Genomic DNA, 12719 nt, shown 5'->3' with positions numbered 1-12719 from the left:
TTAAATAATAAAAAACTTTAAAAAAATTATCTAAAACACCGCTAAATCTTGTTCTACCCATAATTCTACAGTAGCAGTAGCATTGTTATAAATATCATAAGTAATGCCGTCCTCTGTTTTTGTAGAATCTTTAGCAAAAGCATTGTCACTAAGTTCTATATCAACTTTATCACCCGTATCACCTATAACTTTAAGAAAATTGGTTGAAGTGGAAATATCCAATAAGTCATTAAGATTAAGTTTCAAAGTATTGTTACCTGAACCTGTTAAATCAATGATTTCAATGTCTTGAATACGGCCATTGTCTATTTGCGTGAGATCTAGATTTAGATCCGCACCTGCTAATTTCAGCGTATCAGTATCACCACCCCCGTCAACACGAGCGAGTAAATGATTACTCAACACCTTGCTGGAGAGTTTAGCAAGGTTGTCCGCATTAATAACAATAGTATCGTTACCAGCTCCTGCATTAAAGACATCGGTGCCTCCGTTACCTATTAAAGTATCATCGCCTAAACCAGCGACAAACAACTCATCGGCAGAGGTGCCTGTGAGTGTATTATCATCATCATTACCTTGAAAATCAATAGTATGGGCAACAACACCTTTGCCAGCGCTAACATCTGCTAAATCAACGGCTTTTGTGTCTGTCTTACCAAATACAACATAAGATTTACCTGCTTTGTTTTTACTACTAAGGTCTGCTTGAAAGGCGCCAATAATCAAGTCATCCAAGCCATCGCCGTTGACATCGCCTGCTGAGGAGACTGAGCGGCCACTCAAATCCTCGGTATTCTCACCATTAATAACAAAACCACCTGTGCCAGAGGCTATGGCTGATAAATCAACAGCACTGCCGTTGGTTTTACCAAATACAACATAAGATTTACCTGCATTGCTTTTATTATCAGGGTCTGCTCGATAAGCACCAACAATCAAATCATCCAAGCCATCGCCATTGACATCGCCTGCTGAGGAGACTGAGAGGCCACTCCCGTCCTCAGCACTCTCACCATTAATAACAAAGCCACCCGTGCTTGTGTCTGAGGCTATGTCTGATAAATCAATAGCAACTTTGTCTTTTTTACCAAATACAATATAAGATTTGCCTGCATCGCTTTTATTATCAGGGTCTGCTTGATAAGCACCAACAATCAAATCATCCAAACCATCGCCGTTGACATCGCCTGCGGAGGAGACTGAGTAGCCACTCCGATCATTAGTACCCTCACCATTAATAACAAAGCCACCCGTGCCTAAGGCTATGGCTGATAAATTAACAGCGTCTTTATCGGTTTTGCCAAATACAACATAAGATTTACCTGCACTGCTTCTACTACTAGGGTCTGCAAAAAAAGCACCAACAATCAAATCATCCAAGCCATCGCCGTTGATATCGCCTGCTGAGGAGACTGAGTAGCCACTCCAATCATCAGTATCCTCACCACCAATAACAAAGCCGCCTGTGCCTGAGGCTATGATTGACAAATCAACAGCAACTTTGTCTTTTTTGCCAAATACAACATAAGATTTACCTGCGCTAGAGTCTGCGCTAAAGCCTGCAAAAGCACCAACAATCAAATCATCCAAGCCATCGCCGTTGACATCGCCTGCTGAGGAGACTGAATAGCCACTCTCGTCCTCAGCACTCTCGCCATTGATAACAAAGCCACCCGTGCCTGAGGCTACGACTGATAAATTAACAGCGGTTCCATCAACCTTGCCAAGCACGACATAAGATTTACCTGCGCTGTTTTTACTAGCGGGGGTTGCATGATAAGCACCAACAATCAAATCATCCAAGCCATCGCCATTGACATCGCCTGCTGAGGAGACTGAATGTCCACTCTCGTCATTAGCATCCTCACCATTGATAACAAAACCACCTATACCTGAGGCTATGGCTGATAAATCAACAGTAGCTCCATCAGTTTTACCAAACACAATATAAGATTTACCTGCGCTGTCTTTACTAGCAGGGTCTGCTTGAGGAGTACCAACAATCAAATCATCCAAACCATCGCCATTGACATCGCCTGCGGAGGAGACTAAATAACCACTCTCGTCCCCAGCGCTCTCACCATTCATAACAAAACCTTGTACAATATCAGTGATTCTCACCGACACAGTAACCGTCTGCTCTGTTGCATTACCTGCAACATCAGTGGCAATAATAGTTACTGCGTCAGTGTGCACTGTCGTTTGTATTGCTTTATAAGTAACAATGCCAGTATCAGTAGTAATTGCAAACTTACTGGTGCTTGCATTTTTTATGCTATAAGTAATACCATCATCTGCATTGCCACTACTAAGATTACTGGCTTGAGCATCATAAACAATTGTAGTGATAGCAGCATTCACCTCTAAGTTAGCAGTGGCCGCACCAGCAAACAAAGGATCTAAGGTGTCCACAACAATAGCGCCAGCATTCTTAACAACACTTGAGACATTACCCACTACATTGGTTTGCTTAACCTGAATGGCATCAATAGCATGGGTGCCTTCAGCCAGCGTAAAACTGGTGCCTGTGCCGTTAGTCCAGTTAGTGCCGCCATTCGTGGAATATTGCCAAGTTGCATCTGATTCCAAACCAGCAACCGTCATCATGCCATTATTAGTAACACCATCGCTATTTAATACCCCTGTGTCATTTGTTAAAGTAAATGTAGGCTGGGCTGGTTGAGTTATGTCAATCTTTGTTGTTATTGAATTTAAGCCTGTAACATCTTGGTTGCTAGCGCCTTTACCAGCAAGATTAACAATAACCGTATAATCGCCTTGGGTAAGTTTTGAAGTCCAAGCGCTGTTATTGGCTAAAGTCCAAGTATTGTTAACAATAGCTGGAAGATTGGTAGTAATCACATGAACAGTAGTATCACCTTGTTTAAAAACAATGCTACTAACACTTATTGAACTCACTGTGCCAATAACGCTCACTGTGCCACTCAAAGTAGCCGTTGCCATCTCAGCAGTATTGATGATATTGTCAATGCCGATATTGTTCCAAGTAATTGAGGTTAACAAACCGATATCTACGACCGATACGCTAACAGTTTTTTCCGCTGTATTGCCTGCAATATCGGTGGCAATGATAGTCACTGTGTGGATGCCTACTTGCGTTTGCGTTTGTTTGTATTTCAATTCGCCAGTATTGCTAATGGTAAATTTGTCTTGTTGCTCTCCCGCTTTTAAAGTATAAGTTACCGTGTTGTCGTCTGTTGCTGCTGTATATATTGTTGTCGATGCTTCGGTATTTGCTTCAACCTCGGCAGTTGCTGCACTGGTGAAGGAAGGGGCTAAGGTGTCTATAGTAATAGAGGAGGTGTACTTGATAATTGTGGCGCTACCACTCACTTTAATCTGAATATCGTTTGCCCCATAAGTGCCACTAGCCAGCACAAAACTATTGCCTGTGCCGCTGATAAAACTATTACCGCCGTTAGTGGAATACTCCCAAGTGTCACCACTTTTTAAATGCTTAATCGTAATTTCGCCATTTTTGCTAATCCCATCGCTATCTAACGAACCTGCGTCATTCGTTAAAGCGATTGCGAGTGGCTGTGTTGTATCGTCACCATCACCATCGCCATTGACATCGCCATCGCCATCACTGCCACTACTGGCTACCACAACGGCTGCAACCACAACGGCAGACACGATGCCTATGTTTGAGGCAATAACATCAGAGAAACTTTGATTGCCGTCTGCGCTTGTTGCACTAGATTCTGTGGCAACAATGGATTGTTCGCCATAAAAATAAACGACTTGAGTGCCGTCTTCTAAAGTAAAGAAAGTGTCGGCAACCACATGGTAAAGACCACCGTCTTCGGTGGGGAGGGAAACTAGGCAAGATAAGTCGGTTTTGCACAGGGTGAAATAGTTGTCAAAGATGAGGACGCTTTCTGCAAATGTGACTTCTAAATCATCGTTTACTCTTTTGGCGACTAGGCTGGTTTTTTTAGTATTAAAATCTTTGGGGTTTAGTTGGTAGGCGATGCCAGTTTGTGGTTGGATGTGGTGGGTGCCTTTGGTGAGGGTAAGCACTTCTTTGTTAAGTTGGTTAGTAATTTTTTGAGCTTTATTCTGTTGTGTTGTAATTTGGGATTTTTTCATGTTTCTCTCCATTTAATTATTATTTATGTAATTATACATTGGTTAATCTTAAAAAATTTACGCTTAAAAATGAAATTGTTGGAAACAGAAGTCTAAAAAACAACCCAATAAAAAATAATGATGAATTACAAAAAAACCGTACAATGATAACAACAGGCAACATACAAAAATGCACGCCTCACTTACAGGTGATAATGCAATCTACCAAATGCCAATTGGCAATAATTTGGTGTCCATGCACGCTACAATTTCGCCAGCGACTACGCCCTGAAAAAAGACATTATTATCGCTGACACCAAATTTGAATTTGGACTGGATGAAAACAATTGCTTAACCTTAATGGACGAAGTTCTAACCCCCGATTCATCACGCTTTTGGTCAAAATCTGACACCACATCGGCACCAGTCCAAAAAGTTTTGACAAGCAAATTGTGCGTGATTGTTTAGAAACACTAGACTGGGGCAAAACCCCACCTGCACCAAGATCAAGCCTGCCAGATAATATCACCCAAAAAACTGCACAACAATACCGCCAAGTGCAACAATTGCTAATGCAAACAACAAAGATTTAGTCGAAATATTGCTCTATTGCACTAAGGTTAAATGATAAAAAAATTATCTAAAACACCGCTAAATCTTGTTCTACCCATAATTCTACAGTGTCAGCAGCATTAACATTGTTATAAATATCATAAGTAATGCCGTCCTCTGTTTTTGTAGAATCTTTAACAAAAGCATTGTCACTAAGTTCTATATCAACTTTATCACCCGTATCACCTATAACTTTAAGAAAATTGGTTGAAGTGGAAATATCCAATAAGTCATTAAGATTAAGTTTCAAAGTATTGTTACCTGAACCTGTTAAATCAATGATTTCAATGTCTTGAATGCGGCCATTGTCTATTTGCGTGAGATCTAGATTTAGATCCGCACCTGCTAATTTCAGCGTATCGGTATTACCACCGCCATCAACACGAGCGAGTAAATGATTACTCAACATCTTGCTGGAGAGTTTAGCAAGGTTGTCCGCATTAATAACAATAGTATCGTTACCGGCTCCTGCATTAAAGACATCGGTGCCTCCGTTACCTATTAAAGTATCATTGCCTAAACCAGCGACAAACAACTCATCGGCAGAGGTACCTGTAAGTGCGTTGCTCTCGCCATTACCTTGAAAATCAATAGCATGAGTAACAACACCATTGCCAGCACTAACATCTGCTAAATCAACGGCTTTTGTATCGGTTTTACCAAATACAACATAAGATTTACCTGCATCGCTTTTATTATTAGGGTCTGCATTAAAAGCACCAACAATCAAATCATCCAAGCCATCGCCGTTGATATCGCCTGCTGAGGAGACTGAATAGCCACTCCAATCATCAGCATTCTCACCGTTAATAACAAAGCCACCCGTGCCTAAGGCTATGACTGATAAATCAACAGCAGCTTTGTCTTTTTTGCCAAATACAACATAAGATTCACCTGCATCATTTGTGCCACTAGGATCTGCCAGATAAGCACCAACAATCAAATCATCCAAACCATCGCCGTTGACATCGCCTGCTGAGGAGACTGAGTGGCCACTCCAATCATCGATATTCTCACCATTAATAACAAAGCCACCCGTGCCTGAGGCTATCTTTGATAAATCAACAGAGGTTTCATCAGTTTTCCCAAATATAACATAGGATTTACCTGCCTCGCTTTTACTAGCAGGATCTGCAAAATAAGCACCAATAATCAAATCATCCAAGCCATCGCCATTGACATCGCCTGCTGAGGAGACTGAGATGCCACTCCAATCATCGACATTCTCACCATTAATAACAAAGCCACCTGTGCCTGAGGCTATGACCGATAAATTAACAGCACTTTCATTTATTTTACCAAATACAACATAAGATTTACCTGCATTATTTCCACTACTAGGGTCTGCATGATAAGCACCAACAATCAAATCATCCAAGCCGTCGCCGTTAACATCGCCTGCTGAGGAGACTGAGTAGCCACTGAAATCATTAGCATTCTCACCGTTAATAACAAAACCACCCGTGCCAGCAGCTATGACTGATAAATTAACAGCACTTTCATTGGTTTTACCAAAGACAACATAAGATTTGCCTGCATTGCTTTTATTATCAGGGTCTGCATGATAAGCACCAACAATCAAATCATCCAAGCCATCGCCGTTGACATCGCCTGCTGAGGAGACTGAGAGGCCACTGAAATCATTAGTATTCTCACCGTTAATAACAAAACCACCCGTGCCAGCAGCTATGACTGATAAATTAACAGCACTTTCATTGGTTTTACCAAAGACAACATAAGATTTACCTGCCCCGTTTTGACTAGAATAAGCACCAATAATCAAATCATCCAAGCCATCGCCATTGACATCGCCTGCTGAGGAGACTGAGAGGCCACTATTATCCTCAGCACTCTCACCATTAATAACAAAGCCACCCGTGCCTGAGGCTATGGCTGATAAATTAATAGCAGTTTCGTCAACTTTACCAAATACAACATAAGATTTACCTGCATTATTTCCACTACTAGGGTCTGCTTGATAAACACCAACAATCAAATCATCCAAGCCGTCGCCGTTGACATCGCCTGCTGAGGAGACTGAGAGGCCACTCTCGTCCCCAGCAGTCTCACCATTCATAACAAAACCTTGTGCAACAGGAACCAGCAAAGAAACGGTTAAACTTTGTGCCACCCATAATTTTGCAGTAGATGAACTTACATGAGAATAAATATCATAAGTAATACCATTAGCAACTTCGGTTGCATTTGATTTTTCAAATCCGAGTGTCTTGACTTCAACTTTATCACCCGAATTACCAACCACTTTAAGCACATTAGTTGAACTAGAAATATCCAACAAATCATTCAGATTCAGTGTCAAAGTATTATTACCTGACCCTGTTAAATCAATGATTTCAATGTCTTGAATGCGACCATTGTCTATTTGCGTGAGATCTAGATTTAGATCCGCACCTGCTAATTTCAGCGTATCGGTATTACCACCCCCGTCAACACGAGCGAGTAAATCGCTACTCAGCACTTTGCTGGAGAGTTTGGCAAGGTTGTCCGCATTAATAACAATAGTATCATCACCTTTGCCTGCATTAAAGACATCGGCACCGCCGTTACCTGTTAAAACATCATTGTCTAAACCAGCAACAAACAACTCATCGGCAGAGGTGCCTGTAAGTATATTGTTCTCACCATTACCTTGAAAATCAATAGCATGAGCAACAACACCATTGCCAGCACTAATATCTGCTAAATCAACGGCTTTTGTGCCTGTCTTACCAAATACAACATAAGATTTACCTGCATCGTCTTTGCTATTAGGGTCAGCTCGATAAGCACCAACAATCAAATCATCCAAGCCATCGCCGTTGACATCGCCTGCTGAGGAGACTGAGACGCCATTGTTATCACTAGCACTCTCACCATTAATAACAAAACCACCTGTGCCAGAGGCTATGGCTGATAAATCAACAGCACTGCCATTGGTTTTACCAAATACAACATAAGATTTACCTGCATGGTTTTTATTAGCAGGGTCTGCTTGATGAGCACCAACAATCAAATCATCCAAGCCATCGCCGTTGACATCGCCTGCTGAGGAGACTGAGAAGCTACTCAAATCCTCGGTATTCTCACCATTAATGACAAAGCCGCCTGTGCCTGAGGCTATGGCTGATAAATCAACAGCACTGCTATTGATTTTACCAAATACAACATAAGATTTACCTGCATCGCCTTTATTAGCAAGGTTTGCTTGATAAGCACCAACAATCAAATCATCCAAGCCATCGCCGTTGACATCGCCTGCTGAGGAGACTGAGCGGCCACTAAAATCCTCATCATTCTCACCATTAATAACAAAGCCGCCTGTGCCTGAAGCTATGGCTGATAAATCAACAGCACTGCTATTGATTTTACCAAATACAACATAAGATTTACCTGCATTGCTTTTATTAGCAGGATCTGCATAACGAGCACCAACAATCAAATCATCCAAGCCATCGCCGTTGACATCGCCTGCTGAGGAGACTGAGATGCTACTATAATCCCCAGCATTCTCACCATTAATAACAAAGCCACCCGTGCCTAAGGCTGACAAATTAACAGCATTTTTATCAACTTTACCAAATACAACATAAGATTTACCTGCATCGCTTTTATTATCAGGGTCTGCTTGATAAGCACCAACAATCAAATCATCCAAGCCATCGCCGTTGACATCGCCTGCTGAGGAGACTGAGAAGCCACTATTATCCCCAACACTCTCGCCATTGATAACAAAGCTACCCGTGCCTAAGGCTGACAAATTAACAGCATTTTTATCAACTTTACCAAACACAACATAAGACCTGCCTACACTTGAGCCTACCCCATTGGCACCAACAATCAAATCATCCAAGCCATCGCCATTGACATCGCCTGCCGAGGAGACTGAATAACCACTCCAATCAGCAGCATTCTCGCCATTGATAACAAAGCCACCTGTGCCTAAAGCTATGGCTGATAAATCAACAGCACTGCTATTGGTTTTACCAAATACAACATAAGATTTACCTGCATTGCTTTTATTATCAGGGTCTGCTCGATAAGCACCAACAATCAAATCATCCAAGCCATCGCCGTTGACATCGCCTGCCGAGGAGACTGAGAAGCCACTCAAATCCTCAGCACTTTCTCCATTCATAACAAAACCTTGTGCAATAGAACCTCTCACCGACACAGCAACAACCCGTTCTGTTGTATTACCTGCAACATCAGTGGCAATAATAGTTACTGCGTCAGTGTGCACTGTCGTTTGTATTGCCTTATAAGTAACGATGCCAGTATCAGTAGTAATTGCAAACTTACTAGTGCTTGCATTTTTTATGCTATAAGTAATACCATCATCTGCATTGCCACCATTAAGATTACTTGCTTGAGCGTCATAAACAGTTGTAGTGATAGCAGCATTTATTTCAAAATTAACATTCGTTGCACTGGTAAACGAAGGATTTGAGGTATCTACAACAATAGCGCCAGCATTCTTAACAACGCTTGAGACATTACCCGCTATATTGGTTTGCTTAACCTGAATGGCATCAATAGCATGAGTGCCTTCAGTCAGCGTAAAACTGGTGCCTGTGCCGTTAGTCCAGTTAGTACCACCATTTGTGGAATATTGCCAAGTTGCACCTTCTTCCAAACTAGCAACTGTTATTGTGCCAATCTTGGTAACCTTATCGTCATCTAATGCCCCTGTGTCATCTGCTAAAATAAATGTGGGTTGGACTGGTGGAGCCATGTCAACCTTTATTGTTGTTGAATCTACACCCGTAACATCTTGGTTGTCACTGTTTTTGCCAGCAAGGTTAATAGTAACTGTGTAATCGCCCTGAGTAAGTTTTGAAGTCCAAGCGCTGTTATTGTCTAAAGCCCAAGTATTGTTAACAATAGCTGGAAGATTGGTAGTAATCACATGAACAGTAGTATCACCTTGTTTAAAAACAATGCTACTAACACTTATTGAACTCACTGTGCCAATAACGCTCACTGTGCCACTCAAAGTAGCCGTTGCCATCTCAGCAGTATTGATGATATTGTCAGTGCCGATATTGTTCCAAGTAATTGAGGTTGACAAACCAATATCTACGACCGATACGCTAACAGTTTTTTCCGCTGTATTGCCTGCAATATCGGTGGCAATGATAGTCACTGTGTGGGTGCCTGCTTGCGTTTGCGCTTGTTTGTATTTCAATTCACCAGTATTACTAATGGTAAATTTGTCTTGTTGCTCTCCCGCTTTTAAAGTATAAGTTACCGTGTTGTCGTCTGTTGCTGCTGTATATATTGTTGTCGATGCTTCGGTATTTGCTTCAACCTTGGCAGTTGCTGCACTGGTGAAGGAAGGGGCTAAGGTGTCTATAGTAATAGAGGAGGCGTACTTGATAATTGTGGCGCTGCCACTCACTTTAACCTGAATATCGTTTGCCCCATAAGTGCCACTAGCCAGCACAAAACTATTGCCTGTGCCACTGATAAAACTATTACCGCCGTCAGTGGAATACTCCCAAGTGTCACCACTTTTTAAATGCTTAATCGTAATTTCGCCATTTTTGCTAATCCCATCGCTATTTGATGAACCTGCGTCATTCGTTAAAGCGATTGCGAGTGGCTGTGTTGTATCGTCACCATCGCCATCACTGCCACTACTGGCTACCACAACGGCTGCAACCACAACGGCGGCCACGATGCCTATGTTTGAGGCAATAACATCAGAGAAACTTTGATTGCCGTCTGTGCTTGTTGCACTAGATTCTGTAGCAACAATGGATTGTTCGCCATAAAAATAAACGACTTGAGTGCCGTCTTCTAAAGTAAAGAAGGTGTCGGCAACCACATGGTAAAGACCACCGTCTTCGGTGGGGAGGGAAACTAGGCAAGATAAGTCGGTTTTGCAAAGGGTGAAATAGTTGTCAAAGATGAGGATGCTTTCTGCAAATGTGACTTCTAAATCATCGTTTACTCTTTTGGCGATTAGGCTGGTTTTTTTAGCGTTAAAATCTTTGGGGTTTAGTTGGTAGGCGATGCCAGTTTGTGGTTGGATGTGGTGGGTGCCTTTGGTGAGGGTAAGCACTTCTTTGTTAAGTTGGTTAGTAATTTTTTGAGCTTTATTCTGTTGTGTTGTAATTTGGGATTTTTTCATGTTTCTCTCCATTTAATTATTATTTATGTAATTATACATTGGTTAATCTTAAAAAATTTACGCTTAAAAATGAAATTGTTGGGAATAAAGATCTAAAAAACAACCCAATAAAAAACAATGATGAATTACAAAAAAACCGTACAATGATAACAACAGGCAACATACAAAAATGCACGCCTCACTTACAGGTGATAATGCAATCTACCAAATGCCAATTGGCAATTGAAGACCCCTGCATAGCACCCTAAAACCAACCATCAAAACCCAAAACCCTCAATTTTTGACTTTTCAAAGTCAAAAAACATATAAAATCCAGCTTTCATTAAAAAAATCATCAATATCAACTATAAATCGCTCATTTTTTACTCTTTTTTGTACTGTTTCCACAAAAAAGACACAATAATCCCTAGGTTGCATTTAATCCCTTGTTAATATAAACATTCGCCGCTCTAACTAGATTATAAGCAATAGCTTTAAGATTAACTTCGCTGGCAACTTTCTCTAAACCAATATAACGACTTCTTGCCAAACCATAAGTGCGTTTGAGCGTACCAAAGGTGCGTTCAACCACAAACCTTCTTTTGCTGATTGCTTTATTGCGTAATTTATTCCAATGACTCATTTGCTTGCCTTTGGGTTTTTTGCGCATAATACCATCTCTTAACTTTTGTGCTTTAAGTGCTTCACTATTAGCTTGAGAGGCTGCTCCTTTGTCGTATAAAACTCTTACGCCTTTTTGATTGCCTGCCTGTTTAACATTTTCTTCAAAATGAGTCATTTCACTATCATTAGCAGGGTGCGTAGTGGCTTTGTTAATTAATCCATTGGCATCAGTTGTTACTACTGATGAATATCCATAAGTGTATTTTCCCGCCTTAAATGTCCATCTTGCATCTTTATCATCTGAATATTGAATTGGGTTACTATCAATCTCATAAACCTCACCAGTTTTGTGTGTTGTAATAATCTTCTTAGTGCGTCTAGCACTTTGAATTAAGGTTGCATCCATGGCAACATGTTTGCCATTAGAGAGTTTGAGTTGATTATTCTCAAGCATAAGATTGATGCTACTCAAAAGTCTATCAAATAGATTTTGTTTGATTAGTTTGGTTCTAAATCTGCCAATGGTTGTAGCATCAGGTTTGTTGCCACTTAGGCTAAAGTTGCAAAAGTTAATAAAGACTAAATCTCTACTAAGACTATCAGCCAACTTCTCATCAGAGAGATTGTGCCATGTGCCTATTAATAGCGCTTTAAACAGACTAACAGCAGAATAGTCAACTTTAATATGAGACAGATCTTTGGCTATAACTTCCCAATCGATAACTTTGTTAATGATGTCTAGCTGGGAGTTTGGTATGTTGATAAAACTATCAGCAAAGGTTTGTTCTTGAGTGGTTTTAACTCGCATTTTTTTGTAAGTGTCTGATAATTATAGTATTTTATCATAAATGCTAATGTTTGCATAAGGTTTTGAGGGTTGATTTGTGATTTTTTGTTGGGTTTTTTAGTTTAATGCAGGGGTCTTAATTGGCAATAATTTGGTGTCAATGCACGCTACAATTTCGCCAGCGACTACGCCCTGAAAAAAGACATTATTATCGCTGACACCAAGTTTGAATTTGGACTGGATGAAAACAATTGCTTAACCTTAATGGACGAAGTTCTAACCCCCGATTCATCACGCTTTTGGTCAAAATCTGACACCACATCGGCACCAGTCCAAAAAGTTTTGACAAGCAAATTGTGCGTGATTGTTTAGAAACACTAGACTGGGACAAAACCCCACCTGCGCCAAGCCTACCAGATAATATCACCCAAAAAACTGCACAACAATACCGCCAAGTGCAACAATTGCTAATGCAAACAACAAAAATTTAGT

4 protein-coding genes and 2 pseudogenes are annotated in these 12719 nt (G+C 40.9%); 3 read left to right on the top strand and 3 right to left on the bottom strand.

Annotated features, from left to right (window positions below; all coding sequences use genetic code 11):
• Nucleotides 1–30: 30 nt before the first annotated feature.
• Nucleotides 31–4113, bottom strand: a complete 4083-nt coding sequence (locus MS2017_RS10925; RefSeq protein WP_164707550.1) for a beta strand repeat-containing protein — start codon at nt 4111–4113, stop codon at nt 31–33.
• 243 nt (nt 4114–4356) lie between these two features.
• On the opposite strand from MS2017_RS10925, the pseudogene MS2017_RS00345 reads away from it, so the two are divergent.
• A pseudogene (locus MS2017_RS00345) lies at nt 4357–4685 on the top strand (phosphoribosylaminoimidazolesuccinocarboxamide synthase); the annotation flags it as partial.
• 47 nt (nt 4686–4732) lie between these two features.
• Here the strand turns inward: MS2017_RS00345 and MS2017_RS10920 are convergent.
• Entirely contained in the window at nt 4733–10837 is a 6105-nt protein-coding gene (locus MS2017_RS10920; RefSeq protein ID WP_164707549.1) for a beta strand repeat-containing protein, read from the bottom strand.
• Nucleotides 10838–10875: 38 nt separating this feature from the next.
• Here MS2017_RS10920 and MS2017_RS00330 point away from each other — a divergent pair, with 38 nt between their 5' ends.
• Nucleotides 10876–11085, top strand: coding sequence for a hypothetical protein (locus MS2017_RS00330; RefSeq protein WP_122950897.1), 210 nt, complete (start codon nt 10876–10878; stop codon nt 11083–11085).
• Nucleotides 11086–11243: 158 nt separating this feature from the next.
• Here the strand turns inward: MS2017_RS00330 and MS2017_RS00325 are convergent, their stop codons facing one another.
• Nucleotides 11244–12248, bottom strand: coding sequence for an IS5 family transposase (locus MS2017_RS00325; protein ID WP_122950896.1), 1005 nt, complete (start codon nt 12246–12248; stop codon nt 11244–11246).
• Between the two features lie 147 nt (nt 12249–12395).
• Between MS2017_RS00325 and MS2017_RS00320 the strand changes: the two are divergent.
• A pseudogene (locus MS2017_RS00320) lies at nt 12396–12718 on the top strand (phosphoribosylaminoimidazolesuccinocarboxamide synthase); the annotation flags it as partial.
• Between the last annotated feature and the right edge of the window lies 1 nt (nt 12719).

The sequence above is a fragment of the Bathymodiolus thermophilus thioautotrophic gill symbiont genome (assembly GCF_003711265.1).
In the GTDB taxonomy this organism is placed as follows: Bacteria; Pseudomonadota; Gammaproteobacteria; order PS1; family Pseudothioglobaceae; genus Thiodubiliella.
This window is presented reverse-complemented; position numbering and strand designations above follow the sequence as displayed.

What these genes read in the sequence shown, in the direction of transcription:
- MS2017_RS10925 (WP_164707550.1), bottom strand. Translation starts at nt 4,113, where the DNA reads ATGAAAAAATCCCAAATTACAACACAACAGAATAAAGCTCAAAAAATT.
- MS2017_RS00325 (WP_122950896.1), bottom strand. Translation starts at nt 12,248, where the DNA reads ATGCGAGTTAAAACCACTCAAGAACAAACCTTTGCTGATAGTTTTATC.
- MS2017_RS10920 (WP_164707549.1), bottom strand. Translation starts at nt 10,837, where the DNA reads ATGAAAAAATCCCAAATTACAACACAACAGAATAAAGCTCAAAAAATT.